The sequence below is a fragment of the Arthrobacter glycogeni genome (assembly GCF_054510815.1).
The window spans coordinates 90,540-109,966 of sequence record NZ_JBTNDV010000008.1 but is presented as its reverse complement, the minus strand read 5'-3'; the positions used below and the strand labels follow the sequence as shown (position 1 = coordinate 109,966).

Here is a 19,427-nt window from a genome sequence, read left to right as displayed (position 1 = left end):
ACAGGATTTCGCGGCTGTGCCATTGTTTACAGTGTTCACATCAGTTATCTACTGAACCGAGGACCTTATGACGACAACACTCCTGGCCATCGGCACCAAAAAAGGCCTGTGGCTCGCGACCAGCACCGACCGGCAAACCTGGAAGCTATCTGAACCGCACTTCCTGATGCAGGAAGTAGCCAGCGTGGGTATCGATACCCGTGCAGGGCGCACCAGGATCCTAGTGGGGGTGCTCTCCTATCACTGGGGTCCCACCGTGGTCTACTCCGATGATCTGGGTGCCACTTGGTCCGAACCCGAGCAGGGGGCCATCAAATTCTCCGACGGCGATAAAGCCGCCGTCGAGCGGATCTGGCAGCTCCAACCCGATTCCGCAGGTCGCCCCGGGGTTGTCTGGGCGGGCTGCGAACCCATTTCGGTCTGGAAATCGACTGACTACGGAGAGCACTTTGAACTGAACCGCGGGTTATGGGACCACCCACACCGCTCCGAATGGGGTGCGGGGTTCGGAGGCGCGGCAGCCCACTCAGTAGTTCCGAGCCCCGCCGATGACACCGTCCATGTGGCCATGAGCACCGGAGGCGTGTACCGGTCCGACGACGGCGGCACCTCCTGGGCACCGCGAAACAAGGGCATTTCGGCATACTTCATGCCCGATCCCAACCCCGAATTCGGTCAATGCGTCCACAAGATCGCCCGGGATTCGGTTGAACCCAACCGGCTGTACGCGCAGAACCATCACGGCGTCTACCGGTCCGACAATGGCGCCGAAACCTGGGAATCCATCGCCGAGGGGCTACCCGCCGACTTCGGTTTCGTGATGCTCGCCCACCCAAACCGGACCGGCACCGCCTGGGTGATTCCCCTGAAAGCCGACAGCGAACGCATCCCACCCGACGCCAAACTGGCCGTGCACCGCACCGACGACGCCGGCGCCTCCTGGACCCGCCTCGATCACGGCCTACCCGAAGGCGAGTACAACGCTGTGCTGCGGGACGCGGCCGGGGTGGACACGCACGAACCGGTCGGAGTGTACTTCGGCACCCGCGGCGGGACCGTCTACGCGAGCGCCGACGAGGGCGCCACGTTCGCTGAGGTCACCTCCCACCTGCCGGACGTACTGTGCGTCCGGGCAGCCGCCGTCGTCGGCTCCTAAATGGAGACTCCCGCCAACGACGTAACAGTCCTCATTCCCACCCTGCTGCGACCGTTGATCGGGGACAGGGCACGGGTGTCCGTGGCGACGGCTACAGCGGCCCCGTTGGCCGAAATTCTTGACGATCTGCACCACGGGTATCCGGTATTTGCCCGCCGCATCCGTGACGAGACCGGTGCGCTGCGCCGATACGTCAACGTGTACGTTGACGGGGAGGACGTGCGACGGCTGGCGGGACTCTCGACCCCGGTTCCGCCCGGCGCCGAGGTGATGATCGTGCAATCGGTCGCTGGTGGGTAGCCAGCAGGTGAGGTGCTGACGTGGATGCTGTCGACGCGGCTCTTGCAGCGATCCGCGAGCCTGAGCGGGCCTGTCTGGAGCGTGTCATGGCCCTGGCCCGGGCGGTGGCTCCCGGCGCCGTGGCAGGGGTCAGCTACGGGAGAAGCGACTTACCCTGGTTTAGGCTGTGCAGGTAACCTCACCCCACCAGCAGGGAGCCGCACCTCCGATGACCACCTCGTCCGGCCGAACTAACCAGGCTGGCGGAAGACTGCGTTCCGCCGCCGACGCCCTGAGGACCCAGTTGTGGCCGCTACCCGTCTTCGCCGTAGTGGTGGCTATCGGATTGGGAATCTGGTTGCCCATGGTCGATGCCGCTGTTGGCGACAACCTGCCTGAGGGGGTATCCAATCTCCTGATCGGCGGCGGCCCCGATGCCGCGCGGGCCATCCTGGAGGCGACTGCTGGATCACTGATCACCGCTACCTCGTTGACGTTCTCCCTGACCGTGGTCACCCTGCAGTTGGCCAGCAGCCAATTTTCCCCCCGCCTCCTGCGAACCTTCACCGGCGATCGAGTGGTGCACGCCACGCTGGCCCTGTTCCTCGGCACCTTCGCCTACGCGCTGACGGTGCTGCGGACGGTTCGCTCGGAGTACGACGGTGAAGAACCATTTGTTCCTCACCTGGCGGTGACACTCGCCTTCCTCCTCGCGATTGGGAGCATCATTGGGCTGGTGTTCTTCCTGGCTCACCTGGCCCGGGAAATTCGGGCTGAAACCATCATGCGCAAGGTTCACAACGACACGGCGGACACCATCGAGCGGGCCTACCCGGACCGAGGCGGATCCACCAGCCCGGTGCTACCAGAGGCTCCCGATTCCGCCGTGTTGATCGACGCATCTCGGTCCGGATTCCTGACCGGGATCGACGAGAAGCGACTCCTCGCCGCTGCGATCGAGCACCAGGCAATTGTGAGAGTTGACTCTCAGGTCGGGTCTTCACTTGTCAGGGGAATTCCCGCTGCCGTCGGCTGGGTGCGCAGCGGCGGGCCGAGCATGGCTCAAGAGTCGTTGGAACGATTCCGGAAGGACATCGCAGCCACCTTCACCATCGGATTCGAGCGAACTGCGGTGCAGGATGTCGCCTTCGGATTCCGGCAACTCATCGACGTCGCGGCCAAGGCCTTGTCCCCGGGCATCAATGATCCGACAACTGCCATCCACGTGCTCGGCCACACGTCGGCCCTGTTGTGCGATCTCGCGCAACGCGACCTTGGAGCGCGGATACTGCGCGACGACGACGGCCAGGTCCGGGTGATTCTTCACCGACCGGACTTTGCCGCGCTCCTGAACATCACCCTTGACCAGCCGGTCCTTTATGGGAGTTCCGACCCGGCAGTGATTGATCGGGTTCTTAGTCTGCTGCAGGAGGTTGCGTGGCACGCCGCTGAGGAGGATCAGGCCGCCATCCGGGAGCAGCTGCACCGGGTCACGGCCGCAATCCGGCAGGGGTCCCATCCACCGGCGATACTTGGGCACCTCGACCAGCGGGCTGGGGATGTCGAGTGCGCCCTCAGTGGCGTGTGGGCGCCGAGGGCACCTGTAGCTGGCGACCACGCGCCGCCGGGGTTAACCAGGGTCTAGAACCCGCCGCCTCCGCCGTCAACAGCCATGTTGTTGAACCTCGAGTAATGGCCCTGGAACCCGACGACGATGGTCTTCGTGGGGCCGTTACGGTGTTTTGCCACGATCACGTCGGCTTCTCCGGCGCGCGGGGATTCCTTATCGTAGACGTCGTCGCGGTGCAGCAGAATCACCATGTCGGCGTCCTGCTCGATCGAACCACTCTCACGGAGGTCGGACACCATTGGGCGTTTGTCGGTGCGCTGCTCGGAACCACGGTTGAGCTGTGAGAGAGCCACCACTGGCACGTTGAGCTCTTTCGCCAGTAGCTTCAGCGCACGGGAGAATTCGGAGACCTCCTGCTGGCGCGACTCGACGCGCTTGCCCGAGGACATCAGCTGCAGGTAATCCAGGACCACCAGCTTGAGGTCGTGGCGTTGCTTCAACCTCCGGCACTTGGCCCTGATCTCCATCAGTGACATGTTGGGGCTGTCATCGATGAACAGGGGCGCGTCATTCATCCGACCCATAGTGGTGGCAATCTTGCCCCACTGCTCGTCCTTGATGGTGCCCTTCCGCAGATCCTGCAGCCCAATCGTCGCCTCGGCGGACAGCAGGCGCATCGCAATCTCGTTGCGGCCCATTTCCAGGGAGAAAAACACGGTGGTCAGGTTGTGCTTGATCGCTGCCGACCGGGCCCAGTCCAGGGCGAAGGTCGACTTGCCCATCGCTGGTCGTGCCGCGACAACGATCATCTGCCCGCCGTGCAGGCCCTGGGTCAGTTCGTCGAGTTCAAAGAACCCGGTGGGCACACCAGACATGCCCTCCCCCCGATGACCAGCCGATTCGATCTCGTCGACGGTGCTCTCAATAATGTCCTTCAACGCGACGTAGTCCTCGGCGCTGCGTCGCTCGGCGACCGCATACACCTCGGCCTGGGCGGCGTTGACGATGTCATCCACTTCACCATCGTTGGAGTAGCCCAGTTGGACGATCTTCGTGCCGGCATTCACGAGACGGCGCAGCACCGCCCGCTCGCGGACAATCTCCGCGTAGAAACCGGCGTTTGCAGCAGTGGGCACGGACTGGATCAGGGTGTGAAGGTAGGCCGGACCTCCGATCCGCGAAATTTCTCCCCGTTTGGTGAGTTCATCGGACACGGTGACGGCGTCGGCAGGTTCTCCGCGGCCATAGAGGTCGATGACGGCCTCGTAGATGCTCTCATGGGCGGGACGGTAGAAGTCCACGCCCCGCAACACCTCGACGCAGTCGGCGATGGCATCCTTGGAGAGCATCATTCCGCCGAGCACTGACTGTTCGGCAACCAGATCCTGCGGCGGGGTTCGGGTGAACTCCGGGGACCGGGTGTCCTCCTTTGAATCTGCGTGCGTGAGGGACACCGCTGCACTCTCTCTTCCAGTTACCTACCCCGGGAACCAGCTCCGACGGATCGTCGTGGTTGGTCGTATCCGGCCTGATAACTGAGGTCTATCACCCGGCACTGACAGTTTTAGCGTCTGGGATACTCCGCCACGGTAGTGCCGAAGCTGCATCTTGCCAAGCGCGTAATCCACAGGCCCTGTGGATTGGCTGTGGATAACGCGGCGTGTCTTGTGCACAGGATGGGGACAACGATGTGGATAACGGAATACTTATCCAGCTACTACCGCTCTGACCTGCGGATATACCCTAAAGGACCTGTGGAGTAAATGTTTCCGCTACCTAACGTTCATGCTTTACTTGCGTGTTGACAGATGCTCTTTGAGGGCCTACGGAACGAGTTATTCACCTGCTATCCACAGCCATGGCGCCCAATCCGTGACGCATCGCGCATGCCCTTGGGCCCTCCGACCGGCCTATATACCGACGACTGCACCCTCATCTGCCCCTCCGGCCGATGTATGCGCGAACAGGAATGTTCGGTTGTCTCTGTCTTCGCTCGGCCGGAGGACAATCCCGGCGTGACGTAGGCGGTGAGATACTTGTGGCCAACCAGACCCGTGGCATCCGACGACGAACCGAGGGGAGCGAATGGACCTGCAACTTCTTGCCGTGGGAGTGCTGTCCGGCGTGCTATTGGCAGGCGGCGCGGTCAGTTATATCTCTCGCCGGGACCGGGGATCACTAGACGGCGCCCCAATGGCCCCGCTGGCTCCGCCGGTCCCGGACGCAGCGCAGCCAGTTCGGCCCACGCCGTCAGTGCCACCTTCGGCTCGACTATCACTGCAAGCCACCACCGGGCCCTCGCCAGCTTCTGCAACGACGCCCGCACCGGCCGGCGCCGCCCAGGGCGCTCCCGCGCCGCCCCCAGAGCGCCCGCACCCACCGCCGACGCAGGAGGGCGCCGACGCCCTGAGGGAGGCTCTCCGCGCCAATCAGCTTGCGATGCGGGATCCGCATCAGAGCACACTGGACCGCGTCCAGGCGCTGATGACCAGCCCGGGGTTCGCACTCCACGTGGCGGACCAGGCGGACCGACCGGCCCAGACGACGAACTAGGAAAAGCCCCCGGACAGCAAAAGGGACCCCCGCACTGAGCGGGAGTCCCCTGAGCCGTGCTCGAAACGAGCGTCGAAACTAGTTGGCGACGACGTTCAGGTCGATTACTGCTGAGACGTCGTCGTGCAGACGGACGTTCGCTTGGTAGGTGCCGACCGACTTGATGTGGGCGGGCAGTTCTACCTTGCGCTTGTCGATGGTGCCAAGGCCGGCGGCCTCGACGGCCTTCGCCACGTCTTCAGCCTTGACGGTGCCGAATAGGCGTCCGGACTCGCCAGCCTTGACGGTCAACTGGACCGGCTTGGCGGAGAGAGCAGCTGCCTGCTTCTGGGCGTCCTCGAGCGTTGAGTGCTCGCGTGCGACGCGGGCAGCCTTGATCGACTCGACCTGCTTCTCGCCGCCCTTGGTCCAGGTGAGGGCGAAACCGCGGGGAAGAAGGAAGTTACGTGCGTAACCGTTCTTGACCTCGACAATGTCGCCTGCAGCACCAAGACCGGTTACTTCATGGGTCAGAATGAGCTTTGCCATTAGGTTGGGTTCCTTTCCTTAACCGCGGCCTGCGCCGGAGTACGGCAGGAGGGCAACTTCACGGGCATTCTTGATTGCCTGCGCAATTTTGCGCTGCTCCTGCACGGTGACACCGGTGACGCGGCGGGCACGGATCTTTCCGCGGTCGGAAATGAACTTACGCAGCAACGCTACGTCCTTGTAGTCGATGACTGTGACGTCAGCGGCCTTCAGGGGATTGGACTTTGGTTTGGGCTTACGAAGTTCAGCCTTAGCCATCGTGGTGCTCCTTATGTCTGGTGGAGCCCGCAGAACGATTCTGCGGGATGGGAACTACTTGACGGGTTGCCGCTACCGAAAGCGGAGCGGTCCTGCCGATAAAGAAGGGTTAGAAGGGAGGCTCGGACGAGTCCGGGCCGTTGCCCCAGCCGGAGGAATTACCCCCGGAGGAGTTGCCTCCTGCGGGTGCACCCCACGGATCGTCAGCCGGCTGCTGCGCCTGCTGACCACCCTGCTGGCCGCCACCCCAACCTGAGTTGGAGTTGTTTCCGCCACTACTGTTGCCGCCACTGTTGCCGCCGAAACCACCACCGCCGCCACCGCCTGAGCGCTGGGTGCGAGTGACCTTGGCTGACGCGTAGCGCAGGGATGGACCGATCTCGTCCACCTCAAGTTCCATGACGGTGCGCTTTTCGCCTTCTTTGGTGTCGTACGAGCGTGACTTGAGACGACCCTGAGCGACGACGCGGGTTCCCTTGGTCAGGGTTTCCGCAACGTTCTCTGCCGCTTCACGCCATACCGACGCGCGAAGGAACAGCGTTTCGCCGTCCTTCCACTCGTTGGACTGGCGGTCGAAGGTCCGCGGCGTCGACGCAATGGTGAAATTAGCCACGGCCGAGCCTGACGGGGTGAAACGAAGTTCGGGATCGCTGGTGAGATTACCGACGACCGTAATGAGAGTCTCGCCTGCCATGGTGCCTCCTACTGTCACAGCCCACCGTGGTGGGCCTGGTCCTAAACTGTGAAGCCAAGCCGAAACTATTCGGCGGTGACCTTCTGCTCCTCGGGACGGATGATCTTGGTACGCATGATCGTCTCGTTGAGGCTCAGCTGGCGGTCAAGTTCGGCAGCGATCGCCGGAGTTGCGGTGAAGTTGACTACAGCGTAGAAACCTTCAGCCTTCTTCTTGATTTCGTAGGCCAGGCGACGACGTCCCCACAGGTCTACCTTGTCGACGGTGCCGCCGCCATTGCGGACGACATTCAGGAACTTGTCGAGCGAAGGCTCAACGGTACGTTCCTCGACATCGGGGTCGATGATTACCATCAATTCATATGCACGCATTTGTGAACCCACCTCCTCTGGGCTAAACGGTCACGGTCTTTCCGTAACAGGAGGTTCTGTTTGCGTTGGCCTGCCTGACGCCTGGTTCCCCTTCCGGGCACCGGCGTCAGCACAGCCTTAGCAATAATACCGGAGATTCGGGGTCCGGCCGAACCGTGTGGATAACTCGCTATGCGGGGGACGTGAAGAACAGTTCAGCAACACGAGCCAGCCGGTGGGGGTCCTCGATTCCGCACAGTTCACGAGCGGAGTGCATAGAGAGCAGGGGCGTTCCGACGTCGATGGTCCTGATTCCGAGCCGGGTGGCGGTCAGCGGACCGATGGTCGACCCGCACGGCATCACGTTGCTGGAGACGAACTCCTGGTACGGCACCTGCGCTTCACCGCACAATCGTGCCCAGTACGCGGCACCTGGCGCGTCGGTGGTGTACCGCTGGTTGGCGTTGATCTTCAGGAGCGGACCGCCGCCGAGGATGGGGCGGTTCACCGGGTCGTGGCGTTCGGCGTAGTTGGGGTGCACCGCATGGCCCGCGTCGGCTGACACGCAGAACGAGCCGGCCAACGCCCTCCGACGTTCTTCGGCACCTGCGCCCAGCCCACCCGAGATCCGGTGCAGTACGTCTTCGAGGAACGGTCCGCTGGCCCCGGACCGGGAAGCGCTGCCGACCTCCTCATGGTCAAAGGCGGCCAGCACGGCGATCGGCCCATCTGCAGCCGCCGCGGTTCCAGCGGCGATCAGAGCAGCCAGTCCGGCGTGCACCGAGGACAGGTTATCGAGTCGGCCGGCCGCAAAGAAGGCACCGTCGGCGCCAAAAACCTGACCCTGCTGAGTGTCCGCGACGACCACGTCGTACCCACCGACGTCGGCCGCAGCAACGCCTGCCGAATCCGCCAACAGTTCCAGGAGGTCGGCATCACGCGGATCGCCAACCCCCCAGACAGGATTCATGTGCTGCTGCTTGTCCAGCGCCAGCCCGTCGTTGACTGCGCGGTCCAGATGAATGGCGAGCTGAGGGAACCGCAGGAGGGGCGCCGTCGACACCAGGTGCTCGACGCCGTCGTAGGTCACCAGCCGGCCAGCGAGCGCCAGTTCACGGTCCAGCCAGGAGTTGAGCAGCGGCCCACCATAGATTTCGACGCCGGCCTGCAGCCAGCCGTGCCGCCCGGTCGTCGGCTTGGGCTTGAGTTTGAATCCCGGCGAATCGGTATGCGCACCCAGGATGTGGAAACCCGTGATGGGGGTGGCGTTGGTGGGAGTCACCCAGGCTATCAAAGCGCCGTCACGAACCACGAGGAACTTGCCCGCCTCCGCGATCCACGCGTCGGTTTCGTGTAGCCGGACAAAACCGGCGGCCTCCAGCCGGGCGGCGCCCTCGGCCGCGGCGTGGAAACTGGAGGGTGAAGCGCCGATGTAGGCGCCGAGATCGGTGATGTGCTGGAGGGCGGTCATGGAAGTGAGCCTACCAACCTCAGTAATCCTGCCCCTGGCTGGGCACCACCAGACCCGATTCGTAGGCGTAGACCACTGCCTGCACCCGGTCCCGGAGGTGTAGCTTGGTGAAGATCCGCCGCACATGGGTCTTCACTGTGGCCTCGGAGAGGAAGAATTTGTGCGCCAGTTCGGCGTTGGAGAGTCCCTCGGCGATGGCTCCCAGCACCTCCAGTTCCCGGGGAGTCAGGTCATCCAACAGGGGGTCGGGCGGTGGTGGAGCCGCCTGGGGTCGCAGCGCCCGAACATAGGTTTCCAGCAGACGGCGGGTCACCCGCGGCGCCACCACGGCGTCCCCACTAGCGACCACCCGTACCGCGTGGACCAGCTCATCCGGGCCGACATCCTTGAGGAGAAAGGCCGAGGCGCCGGCCTGAAGACCCGCGAAGGCATACTCGTCAATATCGAAAGTGGTCAGGATGATGATGCGGGAACAGGAGCCCGACGCGGTGATCAGCCGGGTCGCTTCGATCCCGTCCATAATCGGCATCCTGACGTCCATCAACACGACGTCGGGGGTGAGAGCGGCAGCGAGCCGTACCCCCTCGGCGCCGTTGGACGCTTCGCCGACAATCTCGACGCCGTCCTCGCCCTCAAGGATGAGCCGGAACCCCATCCGCAGCAGAGGCTGGTCGTCGACGAGGAGGATTCTGATCGGCGCGCTGTCGGCGAGCTCATCTAGTGGCGACTCCTCGGAGGTTGTTCCCTCAGACGTTGCGCACATTGGGCGTTCCCCTCTCGCTAGCTTGTTGGTCCTCGGGGATCATCAGGCGTGCATCAACAACCCACCCGCCGTCGGGTCCCGGCCCACAGGCAACAGTCCCGGCGTAGATGGAGGCCCGCTGCTGCATTCCGGCAATCCCCTGCCCCGACCCAACCGAGGCCACCGGGCCCATACTGCCGCGGCCGTCGTCGGACACCCGGACTGTGACCAGAGCGCCAGTACGCGCGATCGCCACATCGACGGTGGTCACGCTTTTACCGTAGCGCAGCACGTTGGTCAGGGATTCCTGGATGATGCGGTACATGGTTAGCTGGAAGGCCGGGTTATCGGGCAAGCCCGGACCTGAGAGCCCCAACCGGATGGGCAAACCTGCCACCCGGAATCCGTCAAGAAGGGTCGATAGTGATCCGACCGCCGGTAGGGGCTCACGGGGCGCAGCGTCGGGGCTCCTGCCCAGCACCCCGAGCACCCGGCGCATATCGGCGAGGGCCGTCCGTCCGCTGGCCGAGAGTTCGTCAAGCACCTCCCGGGCGCGCTCCTGATCCCGCTTCATCACGACGGCGGCCCCATCGGAGAGCGCGATCATCACGGACAGGGAGTGCGCGACGACGTCGTGCATCTCCCGGGCGATCCTGTTGCGTTCAGTCGCGGACGCCAGTTCGGCGTTGCGGATGGCCCAGTCGCGGAGCGCCGTCTCATGCTGTCGGTCACGACGGGTCGTGACTCCGAACCCGATCGCGAGGAAGTACCACATCAAAACGAAACCCATCACGATCCAGATGAGATACGGAGCCTCGTCGACGAACAGTGCATCAACGAACCACAGGGGCGCAATCGAAAACAGCGCCGCTCCGGCCAGGGCCCAGAGTGCAATGCGGAACGGATGCCGCACGGCCACTGCGTACAGTGCAAACCACACGCCGATTCCCACGCTGGCCTGACCCTCCGAGGTGAAGAGGCTCATCCACTCAAGCCCCACCAGCACACCCAGGACGGTCAACGGGCGGTCCCGGCGCCAGAAGAGGACCACGCCCGCCGTGAGCACGGGAATCAGGGCCACCCACTGATCGGACGTGACGGTGGCGGTAATCGCTTGCGGCAGGCTGGTGGCGAGGTAGATCAGGATCACCAGGGCGTCGGTCACCCGTGGATGGCCCCGGAAATAGCGGCGGAACGGGCCGAGTCGTTTCGCGTTGAGCTCGGTGAAGGAGACGGCGGCCGTTCGCTCCGCCGCCCCCTCCACCAAGGCTTTTTCACTCATTGAGTGAGCTTATCGGTCAGTTGTTGACCGGCTGGTTACACGTCCCGCTTCTTGGTAACCAGCAGGGACAGCACCAGCAGCACCAGGGCCCAGGCGCCGAGCACCAGGGCACCCTGCCACTGGTCGAGTGCACCGTCGGCAATGGTGATGGCCACCATCTGTTCACCGGCGCTGCTGGGCAGGAAGCGGGCGGCGTCGGGGACCCAGTCGGCGATACCCGCCAGCAGGGTGGCAACGAGGATCGGGAAGATCAGGAGCAAGCCGATCGTGGTGACCACGCCGCCGGCCGTGTTGCGGAGCAGGGTTCCAATCGACATGGCGATCACGGCCATCAGCGCGAGCACCGAACCGGTGTTGATGATGTGCATCAGCACACCCTCGTCACCCAGCCCGAACTCAAGTTCTGACGGAGCCAGGATTGGCTGCGCGATGAGGTAGCTGATCAGCGCGGAGGCGGAGCCAACGACGAACGCCACGACGGCGAATACCGACTGCTTGGCGAGGAGGGCAGGGATACGTTTTGGTACTGCCACCATTGTGGAGCGAATCATTCCCGTACCCCACTCGGAGGCGATCAGGACAACCCCAAGCGAGCCAATCAGGAGCTGGCCGAAGATCAGCCCGGAGCCCGGAATTGTATTGGTGATTGACGCGGCGTCCGGAGCCCCCTGCACCTGGGCAGCCGTCTCAGGGTCGCCCTGGAAATCCAGGAGCACGGTTGTCTGCCAAGCGAAAAGCGCTGCCAGACCAATCATCACCACCACAGTGATGGACAGCATGATGACTGTCGATGGGACGGTGACTAACTTGATCCATTCTGACTTCAGGGTTCGCATGAAGTTCACGCCACTACCCTCGGTTTCGCGGCGAGGGGGCACTGTGACTGCTGTCTGAGACATGGCTATTTTCCTTCCCCGACGCCGGCGGCCTGAGCTGTCTGCGGGAGGTCATGCGAGTGGTACTCGACTGAGTCGTTGGTGAGCTGCATGTACGCCTCTTCGAGGGACGCCTGCAAGGGTGTTAGTTCGTACACAAGTACCCGGTTGTCGAGCGCGGTGCGAGCGATCCGGTGGGAATCCGCCCCGGTGACCTCGAGCAGTTCGGGTTCCAGCTGCTTCAATGTCACGCCGTCGCCGGCGAGCGCGCGGATCAGTTCACCCGGGTTGTCGGTGCGGACCCTGGTGCGGGTCTGCCCCTGACCGGAGAGGATCTGCTCGATGGGTGCGTCAGCGATGATCCGCCCGCGGCCAATCACAATCAGGTGGTCGGCCGTCAGCGCCATTTCCGACATCAGGTGGGATGACAAGAACACCGTGCGACCCTCGGTGGCGAGCCCCTTGGCAAGGTGGCGTACCCACTGGACACCCTCCGGGTCCAGTCCGTTGACCGGCTCGTCGAGGATCACCGTGTGGGGGTCACCCAACAGAGCGCAGGCAATGCCGAGGCGTTGGCCCATACCGAGGGAGAACCCACCGACCCGTTTCTTGGCGACGGGGCCCAGCCCGGTCATTTCGATGACTTCCCTGACCCGGCTATTGGGAATCCCGTGGGTTGCCGCCATGGCGCGCAGGTGGCTGTAGGCGGTGCGCTTGGTGTGAACGGCTTTTGCGTCCAGCAGGGCGCCCACCTCGCGGAGCGGGGCACGGTGTTCGGCGTAGCGCCGACCGTTGACGGTCACGCTGCCGGCCGATGGATTGTCCAGTCCGACGATCATCCGCATGGTCGTCGACTTCCCGGCACCGTTGGGGCCGAGGAAGCCGGTGACCTTGCCGGGGTGAACAGTGAATGACACATGATCCACTGCTGTCTTGGAGCCATAGCGCTTCGCCAGGCCGTGTGCCTCAATCATGGCTGTGTCCTCTAGGTTGCTTGGTGCCCGTTGCCGGGCCTTCCTCTACCCTACGGATTGCCGTCTGCCCGGTCGCCGCTCCTTGGGATGATGTTTGCCCTCTTCCGAATCCACCTTTTGGATGAGGGGTCAGCCAAAATCGGCCGCTCACGCGGTGTTGCGGCGCAAGGTGAACGAGGCAAGGGTCAGCACCGCGAGCACGATCAGGGCAAGGGACAGCACGTCATTCCACATGGCCTGCGTGGCGTCGGTGTGTGCAGCGATTTCCAACAGCGCGTCCACCGAAAAGGTCAGTGGAAGCACGTTGGAGACCGCCTCAAGCACCTCGTTCATCCGGTCTCGGGCCACGAATAACCCGCACAGCAGGATCTGGGGGACGACTACCACGGGCATGAATTGCACTGCCTGGAACTCGGTGCGGGCAAACGCCGAGCACAGTAGCCCCAGGGCAACGCCGAGCACCGCGTTCACCACGGCCACCAGCACCACGAGGGCGGGGCTGCCCTTTACGTCCAGGTTGAAGAGCCAGTAGGCCACCCCGGTGGCGACCATCGCCTGCAGCGCTGCCATCAGTGAGAAGGCGAGGGCGTAGCCAAAGAGCAGGTCCGCCTTATGCATCGGGGTGGTGAGCAGCCGTTCGAGGGTTCCCGACGTGCGTTCCCTGAGCATGGTGATGGAGGTGACCAGGAACATGACGACGAAGGGGAAGATGGCCAGCATCATCAGGCCAACCCGGTCGAACGTCCGGGGCGCTCCCGCGGGAAGCGTCTCGTTCTGGAACAGGAAATACACCAGGGCGAGCAGGAGGCCGGGTACCACCAGGATGAGCGCGATACTGCGCGGGTCGTGGCGCAACTGACGGAGCACTCTCTGCGCGGTGGCGAGCAGGCTCCGGGGCTTCACGCTGCGCCTCCTAGGGTGGGGTCGGTTTCGGTTTCGCGGATGAGCCGGAGGAAAGCGGCCTCGAGGTTGTCGGTGTCCGCCCGCCGTCGAAGGTCATCGGGGGTGAGGTGCGCGAGCAGGTGGCCGCCGCGGAGCAGGCTGAGGAAGTCGCACCGCGCGGCTTCCTCCATCGAGTGGCTCGAGACCAGCAGGGTGGTCCCGTTCGCGGCCAGGGCCGCGAAGCGCTGCCACAGCTCTACCCTCAGCACCGGGTCCAGGCCCACGGTCGGTTCGTCGAGGATGAGCAGCCGCGGGGCGGCCACGAGGGCGCAGGCCAGGGAGACGCGACTGAACTGTCCACCGGAGAGGCCTGACGCCTTCCGCCGGGCAAGATCGGACAGCCCGACGGCGGTGAGTGCCTCCGCGGTATCCGACCGGCTCCTGCCATGCATGGCGCCGAAGTAGCTCACATTCGCTTCAACCGTGAGGTCAGCGTACACACTGGGACTCTGGGTCATGTAGCCGACCTCGCGGCGAAGGGCCGGGTCGCCGGCCGGCCGATCCAGCACCGACACGGTACCAAAGGTGATGCGCTGGACACCGACGATGGTCCGCATAAGCGTGGTCTTTCCGCTGCCCGAGGGCCCGAGCAGTCCGGTGATCCGACCCGCGGGAACGCTGAAGTTGACGTTTCTGAGGACGTCCCGTTTGGCGCGCGTCACTGTTAATGCTGAAATCTCGACCGCGCTGCGCGGATCGGTTTGGTGCGGTGCCATGGCGGCTCCTGACCTTCATCTGGCCCGAAACAGCTCTCTACCGGGAGCTGATTGACTCAAACTTTCTGATACACAGCGGCACGAAAATCAGCAACATGAGCACAATACCAATGAAGATGGTGATGAACGGGTTCTGCAAGGTCCATGCCGTGGGTTCCGGGAAATCCGGGTTGGTGTTGCCGAACAGTTGCCGTGCCGACTCCACCAGGGCGGAGACCGGATTCCACTCGGCAATGTTCTTGAGCACCTCAGGCAGGGTGTGGATGGGAACGAACGCATTAGAGATGAAGGTCAGCGGGAACAGGATCATGAAGGACGCGTTGTTGATGACCTCTGGGCTTCGCACGCTCATGCCCAGCAGTGCCATCACCCAACTGAAGGAGTAGCTGAAGAGAAGCAGGATTGCCACACCGCCGAGGAAACCCCAGATCGACGTGGTGACCCTCCACCCGACGATCCAGCCGGTACCCATCATGATCAGCATCGAAATGCTGTTGATGACCAGGTCACCGTTGGTGCGGCCTATTAGCACTGCTGCGGGGCTCATGGGCAGCGTGCGGAACCGGTCAATGATGCCGTCCTTGAGGTCCTGTGCCATGGCGGCGCCGGAGAACGTTGACCCGAAGATGACCGTCTGGGCAAAAATACCCGCCATCAGGAAGTTGGTGTAGTCGGAGACGTTCATTGCTCCGCCGTAGACCTGGCTGAATAGCAACACGAACATGATTGGCTGCAGGATGGTGAAAACCAGGATCTCCGGGACGCGTTTGATCTTGATCAGGTTCCGGCGGGTGGCAATCCATCCGTCGGAAAGTAGCTGACCCGCTGGGGTGCCGGTGCTCTGGTAGGTCTGTTTGGTGAGGACACTCATGTGGCTTTCTCCATTTCGGCTGCATCGGCGTCCTGCCCTTGTTCGGCCGCGTGGCCGGTGAGCTTGAGGAAGACGTCGTCGAGGGTTGGGCGACGCATCCCGGCGTCGTGCAGGCCGACACCTGCTTGACCGAGGTCTGCGAGCACGTACTGCAGGGCGCGCGGACCGTCGGTGACGGCTACCTCGACGCTGCGACGGTCGCCGGACACCCGGGCTTCTCCCTCACCGTGGCGGGTAAGGATCTCACTGGCAGTGCCGGCGTCGGCCTCGTCAATGAGCGCAACGACCACACGGTGTCCGCCGATCTGCGCTTTCAACTGATCGGAGGTGCCCTCGGCGATCACTTTACCGCCGTCGATCACTGCGATGTCGTCGGCGAGGTGATCGGCCTCTTCGAGGTACTGGGTGGTGAGCAACAGGGTGGTGCCGTCATTGACCAGGTTCTTGATGATCTGCCACAGGGCCAGCCGGCTCCGTGGGTCAAGGCCCGTGGTGGGTTCGTCGAGGAACAGGATCTTTGGGTTGATGACCAGAGCGCCGGCCAGGTCGATCCGGCGGCGCATGCCACCGGAGAAACCCTTCACCGGGCGGTTGCCAGCCTCGGTGAGCTCGAACTGGTCGATCAGCTCCTGTGCACGACGCCTCGCCGTCTTGGCACCCAGGTGGTACAGCCGACCAACCATTTCCAGGTTCTCGAATCCGGTGAGGTTCTCATCGACCGCCGCGTATTGTCCCGACGCCCCGATAATGCGTCGAACAGCCCTGGGATTCGCGAGAACATCGATGCCATCGACGACTGCGGTTCCTTCGGTGGGCTGGATCAGCGTCGTCAAGACCTTCGCAACGGTGGTCTTGCCCGCACCGTTGGGACCGAGCAGCGCCTTGACTGTGCCCTGGGGCACCAGCAAGTCCAGACCGTCCAACGCGTGAACGGGGCCGCTCTTCGATTTGTAGATCTTTTTCAGACCTCGGGCCTCAATAATTGTCATGCGACCAAGCTTAAGGTTCAGCGCCACCTGCAGGTAGTAATTCAGGACAGCTTTTGTCCTCATGCAAATCGGGGCAGACAACCCCTATGCCGCCTGTTCAGGACACCGGGGTTCCCGGCCGATTCACTCCGGTGCGGCGCTCGGCAGCGGCCGGTGCCACCAGGAACGAGGCGAGCACTGCCACCCCCACGACGAGCAGCGCATTGCGAATGCCCACGATGTCCCCGAGGAAGCCGAGCAGGGGTGGGCCGGCGAGGAAGGCCAGGTAGCCGATAGTGGAAACCACCGATACCCGGGCGGCCGCGTGCCGTGGCTCGTCCGCCGCTGCGGACATGCCCATCGGGAAGCCCAGTGCTGCGCCGGCTCCCCACAGCACGGCGCCGATTCCGGCGAGTGGAACGGTTGGTGCGAACACGAAGAGGAGCAGACCGACCAGCGACGACCCCAGGCTGATTTGCAGGACCCTCACCCGGCCGAAACGGTCAATCACTGAACCGCCGAGAAACCTGGCCAAAGTCATTGCGCCGACAAACACGCCGAACATCACCGCGCCAATTTCTTCCTTCGCATCGAGGCCGTCGACGGTGGCCGTCGCAACCCAATCGTTGGCGGCCCCTTCTGTGAGCGCTGCGCCCAGCACGACCAACCCAATGAGGAGCGTGCGCGGCTCCAGCCAGGCGGCGAACCGGCCGGGTTGGGGGCTGTCGGGGTGCGCGTCGGCGTGGGAGATTTCCGGCAGGAAATAGCGAGGCACCCATAGGGCCACCACCAACACCACTGCCGCCACTCCCAGCAGGTGATAGGACAGGTCGACGCCGAGTACCGACAGTCCGGCGCCAATCATCGCGCCGGCGAAGGCGCCCCCGCTGAACGCTGCGTGGAACTTCGGCATGATGGTGCGCCGCAGACGATGCTCGACGTCGGCGCCCTCAATGTTCTGTGCCACGTCCCAGAGGGCCACGCCGACCCCGAACAGGAACAGGCCAGCCGCGGAAAGGGGGATCGACGTCGTCGTCAATCCGGCGGCGATAGTCACGGCGGCGGCGGCCGACACCACGCCACCGATCCGGACCGTGTTGGCGACCCCTACCCGGCCGGAGACACTTCCCGCGAGGGGAAGCGCGAGTACTGATCCCGCCGCGGCGGCCAACAGAAGTGCGCCGGTCTGGCCGTCGCTGAGGCCGAGCGTTGACGATGCCGCCGGGATCCGGGCTGCCCAGCTGGCGAAGACCAGACCGTTGAGCCCAAAGACGGCGAACGTCGCCCACATTGCCGGAGACACATTAGTTTGCACCAGTAAACCGTATGCGCAATCGCCGCGGACGGTCTACCGCCGCGAACGTAGGGTCAGACACATGGCGGGCCGGTGATGTTCAGCGATCTCGCTGGACCCGGCCCTCATTCCAGACCGGCTCCCCGGTTTCGTACACCTTGCCGTCGGATCCGAAGACCATGAACCGGTCGAAGCTGCGGGCGAACCATCGGTCGTGGGTGACGGCCAGCACGGTGCCCTCGAAGGCGTCGATGGCCTTTTCCAGCGCCTCGGCCGAATGGAGGTCGAGGTTGTCGGTCGGCTCATCGAGCAGCAGCAGGGTGGCCCCAGACAGTTCCAGCAGCAAGATCTGCAGCCGCGCCTGCTGTCCGCCCGAGAGTGAGTCGTACAGTTGCTCCGCCTGCCCGGCCAGGCCGTAGCGGTCCAGCACGCCGGAGGCTGCCTCCCGCGGCAGCCCCGAGCGGTGGTCGTCACCGCGGTGCAGGACGTCCAGGAGGGTTCGCCCCAGCAGGTCGGGGCGCACATGGGTCTGCGCGAAGAATCCGGGTCTGATCCGGGCCCCGAGCTTGACCGTTCCCTCGTGGGGTACAGGCTGGATGCTGACTTCGGAGACCGGTTCGTGCTCCCGCTCCGGATCGGTGCCACCGCTGGCCAGAAGGCGCAGGAAATGGGACTTGCCCGAGCCGTTGGATCCAAGCACTCCCACCCGGTCGCCGAACCAGATCTCGGTGCTGAACGGCTTCATCAGTCCGGTGAGTTCAAGTTTCTGCGCGACGACGGCGCGCTTGGCCGTGCGCCCACCCTTGAGCCGCATGGTGACGTTCTGCTCGATCGGGATCGCCTCGGGTGGTCCCGCCTCGAGGAACTTGGCCAGCCGGGTCTGGGCCGCGTGATACCGGTTGGCCATGTCGGACCGGAAGGCTGCCTTGTTCTTGTACATGTTGACGAGCTCTTTGAGCTTGAGGTGCTCCTCGTCCCAGCGCCGGCGCAGTTCTTCAAATCTCAGGTTCCGGTCGGTGCGGGCCTGCAGATAGCTCTCAAAACCGCCGCCATGGATCCAGCTGGACGCGCCGAGCGCCCCCGGCTCCAGGGTGATGATGCGGGTGGCCGTGTTGGCCAGCAGTTCCCGGTCGTGGCTGACAAACAGCACTGACTTTTTGGATTCGTTCAGTTTCGCCTCGAGCCAGCGTTTGCCGGGCACGTCGAGGTAGTTGTCTGGTTCGTCAAGGAGGAGCAGCTCCTCCGGCCCGGAGAACAGCGCCTCCAGGACCAGCCGTTTCTGTTCGCCGCCGGACAACGACGACGACGCGCGGTACTGGGCCCGGGCGTAGGGCACCCCGAGTGCAGCCATGGTGACTTCGTCCCACGTGGTTTCCAGTTCGTATCCGCCGGCGTCCCCCCATTCGGTGATGGCGTGGGCGTAGCGCATCTGGGTAGGTTCGTCGTCGTTCTCCATCATGGCGAGCTCGGCGTCGTCGACCGCTGTGGCGGCCTTGGCGAGCGCTGGCGGTGCGGCGGAGACGAGGAGGTCCCGGACCGTCGTCTCGTCCCTTACCTGGCCGACGAACTGGCGCATGATGCCCATGTTGCCGGAGCGGGTGACCGCACCCTCATCGGCGGTGATGTCCCCGGCGATGATGCGCAGCAGGGTGGTCTTCCCGGTGCCGTTAGGGCCGATCAGGGCCGTCTTGTGACCGTCGCCGACCTTGAAGCTGACGGCGTTAAGCAGTTGCCGTCCGTCAGAGAGGAAGTAGTCGATGTTGGATACGTCTAGGTGGGCCACGGCTTAAGTCTGTCATCCGGGGGCAAACCCGCGTTCCAGCCCATCGAGCGGCCCGACCCGCCCCACGCCACCGCCACCGAATCGGATGGGAGCCGCATGCCGCCTATGGCAGGATGAACCG

General features: G+C 64.0%; 20 protein-coding genes. 4 read left to right on the top strand and 16 right to left on the bottom strand.

What is annotated here, in order from left to right; translation table 11 throughout:
• Positions 1 to 67: 67 nt before the first annotated feature.
• The 3 genes from ACX80G_RS10235 to ACX80G_RS10225 all read left to right on the top strand — a co-directional run bounded on the left by ACX80G_RS10235 (position 68) and on the right by ACX80G_RS10225 (position 3,080).
• Complete coding sequence (locus ACX80G_RS10235; RefSeq protein ID WP_459307530.1) at positions 68 to 1,156, top strand: WD40/YVTN/BNR-like repeat-containing protein; 1,089 nt, start codon at positions 68 to 70, stop codon at positions 1,154 to 1,156.
• Positions 1,157 to 1,456: a MoaD/ThiS family protein gene (locus tag ACX80G_RS10230; protein WP_459307529.1), complete on the top strand. Its 300-nt coding sequence runs from the start codon at positions 1,157 to 1,159 to the stop codon at positions 1,454 to 1,456.
• 208 nt (positions 1,457 to 1,664) lie between these two features.
• Entirely contained in the window at positions 1,665 to 3,080 is a 1,416-nt protein-coding gene (locus ACX80G_RS10225; RefSeq protein ID WP_459307528.1) for a DUF2254 domain-containing protein, read from the top strand.
• Here ACX80G_RS10225 and dnaB read toward each other — a convergent pair.
• Positions 3,077 to 4,459: a replicative DNA helicase gene (dnaB, locus tag ACX80G_RS10220; protein ID WP_459307527.1), complete on the bottom strand. Its 1,383-nt coding sequence runs from the start codon at positions 4,457 to 4,459 to the stop codon at positions 3,077 to 3,079. The genes ACX80G_RS10225 and dnaB overlap by 4 nt on opposite strands.
• A 631-nt stretch (positions 4,460 to 5,090) precedes the next feature.
• On the opposite strand from dnaB, the gene ACX80G_RS10215 reads away from it, so the two are divergent.
• Complete coding sequence (locus ACX80G_RS10215) at positions 5,091 to 5,558, top strand: hypothetical protein (RefSeq protein WP_459307526.1); 468 nt, start codon at positions 5,091 to 5,093, stop codon at positions 5,556 to 5,558.
• A 78-nt stretch (positions 5,559 to 5,636) separates the two neighbouring features.
• Here the strand turns inward: ACX80G_RS10215 and rplI are convergent, their stop codons facing one another.
• From rplI to ACX80G_RS10140, 15 genes are all read right to left on the bottom strand, one after another.
• On the bottom strand, positions 5,637 to 6,086 hold the full coding sequence (rplI, locus tag ACX80G_RS10210; RefSeq protein WP_459258485.1) for a 50S ribosomal protein L9: 450 nt from the start codon (positions 6,084 to 6,086) through the stop codon (positions 5,637 to 5,639).
• Positions 6,087 to 6,104: 18 nt separating this feature from the next.
• The gene (rpsR, locus tag ACX80G_RS10205) at positions 6,105 to 6,344 is read right to left on the bottom strand and encodes a 30S ribosomal protein S18 (protein ID WP_005273147.1); all 240 of its coding nucleotides are present in this window, start codon (positions 6,342 to 6,344) and stop codon (positions 6,105 to 6,107) included.
• A 109-nt stretch (positions 6,345 to 6,453) separates the two neighbouring features.
• Positions 6,454 to 7,038, bottom strand: coding sequence for a single-stranded DNA-binding protein (locus tag ACX80G_RS10200; RefSeq protein ID WP_459307525.1), 585 nt, complete (start codon positions 7,036 to 7,038; stop codon positions 6,454 to 6,456).
• A 65-nt stretch (positions 7,039 to 7,103) separates the two neighbouring features.
• On the bottom strand, positions 7,104 to 7,409 hold the full coding sequence (gene rpsF / locus ACX80G_RS10195; protein WP_459258486.1) for a 30S ribosomal protein S6: 306 nt from the start codon (positions 7,407 to 7,409) through the stop codon (positions 7,104 to 7,106).
• 169 nt (positions 7,410 to 7,578) lie between these two features.
• On the bottom strand, positions 7,579 to 8,859 hold the full coding sequence (locus tag ACX80G_RS10190; RefSeq protein ID WP_459307524.1) for a M18 family aminopeptidase: 1,281 nt from the start codon (positions 8,857 to 8,859) through the stop codon (positions 7,579 to 7,581).
• A gap of 19 nt (positions 8,860 to 8,878) precedes the next feature.
• Positions 8,879 to 9,622 (bottom strand): response regulator, encoded by a 744-nt coding sequence (locus tag ACX80G_RS10185; RefSeq protein ID WP_459307523.1) that lies wholly within the window; start codon positions 9,620 to 9,622, stop codon positions 8,879 to 8,881.
• The gene (locus tag ACX80G_RS10180) at positions 9,606 to 10,883 is read right to left on the bottom strand and encodes a sensor histidine kinase (protein ID WP_459307522.1); all 1,278 of its coding nucleotides are present in this window, start codon (positions 10,881 to 10,883) and stop codon (positions 9,606 to 9,608) included. Before ACX80G_RS10180 ends, ACX80G_RS10185 begins: the two co-directional genes overlap by 17 nt.
• Before the next feature lie 35 nt (positions 10,884 to 10,918).
• Positions 10,919 to 11,782: an ABC transporter permease subunit gene (locus ACX80G_RS10175; protein WP_459307521.1), complete on the bottom strand. Its 864-nt coding sequence runs from the start codon at positions 11,780 to 11,782 to the stop codon at positions 10,919 to 10,921.
• A 2-nt stretch (positions 11,783 to 11,784) separates the two neighbouring features.
• A complete protein-coding gene (locus ACX80G_RS10170) occupies positions 11,785 to 12,732 on the bottom strand; it encodes an ABC transporter ATP-binding protein (RefSeq protein WP_459307520.1) in 948 nt (315 codons plus the stop codon).
• 147 nt (positions 12,733 to 12,879) lie between these two features.
• Positions 12,880 to 13,635 carry an ABC transporter permease gene (locus ACX80G_RS10165; RefSeq protein ID WP_459307519.1) on the bottom strand — a complete coding sequence of 252 codons (756 nt, stop codon included), beginning with the start codon at positions 13,633 to 13,635 and terminating at the stop codon, positions 12,880 to 12,882.
• Entirely contained in the window at positions 13,632 to 14,390 is a 759-nt protein-coding gene (locus ACX80G_RS10160; protein ID WP_459307518.1) for an ABC transporter ATP-binding protein, read from the bottom strand. The genes ACX80G_RS10165 and ACX80G_RS10160 overlap by 4 nt, the downstream gene beginning before the upstream one ends.
• Before the next feature lie 37 nt (positions 14,391 to 14,427).
• Entirely contained in the window at positions 14,428 to 15,261 is an 834-nt protein-coding gene (locus ACX80G_RS10155) for an ABC transporter permease (RefSeq protein WP_459307517.1), read from the bottom strand.
• Positions 15,258 to 16,250, bottom strand: coding sequence for an efflux ABC transporter ATPase subunit, DrrA-related (locus tag ACX80G_RS10150; RefSeq protein WP_459307516.1), 993 nt, complete (start codon positions 16,248 to 16,250; stop codon positions 15,258 to 15,260). Before ACX80G_RS10150 ends, ACX80G_RS10155 begins: the two co-directional genes overlap by 4 nt.
• Positions 16,251 to 16,347: 97 nt before the next feature.
• Entirely contained in the window at positions 16,348 to 17,520 is a 1,173-nt protein-coding gene (locus tag ACX80G_RS10145; protein WP_459307625.1) for an MFS transporter, read from the bottom strand.
• Between the two features lie 103 nt (positions 17,521 to 17,623).
• On the bottom strand, positions 17,624 to 19,306 hold the full coding sequence (locus ACX80G_RS10140) for an ABC-F family ATP-binding cassette domain-containing protein (protein ID WP_459307515.1): 1,683 nt from the start codon (positions 19,304 to 19,306) through the stop codon (positions 17,624 to 17,626).
• Positions 19,307 to 19,427 lie beyond the last annotated feature (121 nt).

Excerpts from the sequence above, each read along its gene's own strand:
- ACX80G_RS10235 (WP_459307530.1), top strand. The coding sequence starts at position 68 with ATGACGACAACACTCCTGGCCATCGGCACCAAAAAAGGCCTGTGGCTC.
- ACX80G_RS10230 (WP_459307529.1), top strand. The coding sequence starts at position 1,157 with ATGGAGACTCCCGCCAACGACGTAACAGTCCTCATTCCCACCCTGCTG.
- ACX80G_RS10225 (WP_459307528.1), top strand. The coding sequence starts at position 1,665 with ATGACCACCTCGTCCGGCCGAACTAACCAGGCTGGCGGAAGACTGCGT.
- ACX80G_RS10215 (WP_459307526.1), top strand. The coding sequence starts at position 5,091 with ATGGACCTGCAACTTCTTGCCGTGGGAGTGCTGTCCGGCGTGCTATTG.
- rplI (WP_459258485.1), bottom strand. The coding sequence starts at position 6,086 with ATGGCAAAGCTCATTCTGACCCATGAAGTAACCGGTCTTGGTGCTGCA.
- rpsR (WP_005273147.1), bottom strand. The coding sequence starts at position 6,344 with ATGGCTAAGGCTGAACTTCGTAAGCCCAAACCAAAGTCCAATCCCCTG.
- ACX80G_RS10200 (WP_459307525.1), bottom strand. The coding sequence starts at position 7,038 with ATGGCAGGCGAGACTCTCATTACGGTCGTCGGTAATCTCACCAGCGAT.
- rpsF (WP_459258486.1), bottom strand. The coding sequence starts at position 7,409 with ATGCGTGCATATGAATTGATGGTAATCATCGACCCCGATGTCGAGGAA.
- ACX80G_RS10190 (WP_459307524.1), bottom strand. The coding sequence starts at position 8,859 with ATGACCGCCCTCCAGCACATCACCGATCTCGGCGCCTACATCGGCGCT.
- ACX80G_RS10185 (WP_459307523.1), bottom strand. The coding sequence starts at position 9,622 with ATGTGCGCAACGTCTGAGGGAACAACCTCCGAGGAGTCGCCACTAGAT.
- ACX80G_RS10180 (WP_459307522.1), bottom strand. The coding sequence starts at position 10,883 with ATGAGTGAAAAAGCCTTGGTGGAGGGGGCGGCGGAGCGAACGGCCGCC.
- ACX80G_RS10175 (WP_459307521.1), bottom strand. The coding sequence starts at position 11,782 with ATGTCTCAGACAGCAGTCACAGTGCCCCCTCGCCGCGAAACCGAGGGT.
- ACX80G_RS10170 (WP_459307520.1), bottom strand. The coding sequence starts at position 12,732 with ATGATTGAGGCACACGGCCTGGCGAAGCGCTATGGCTCCAAGACAGCA.
- ACX80G_RS10160 (WP_459307518.1), bottom strand. The coding sequence starts at position 14,390 with ATGGCACCGCACCAAACCGATCCGCGCAGCGCGGTCGAGATTTCAGCA.
- ACX80G_RS10155 (WP_459307517.1), bottom strand. The coding sequence starts at position 15,261 with ATGAGTGTCCTCACCAAACAGACCTACCAGAGCACCGGCACCCCAGCG.
- ACX80G_RS10150 (WP_459307516.1), bottom strand. The coding sequence starts at position 16,250 with ATGACAATTATTGAGGCCCGAGGTCTGAAAAAGATCTACAAATCGAAG.
- ACX80G_RS10145 (WP_459307625.1), bottom strand. The coding sequence starts at position 17,520 with ATGTGGGCGACGTTCGCCGTCTTTGGGCTCAACGGTCTGGTCTTCGCC.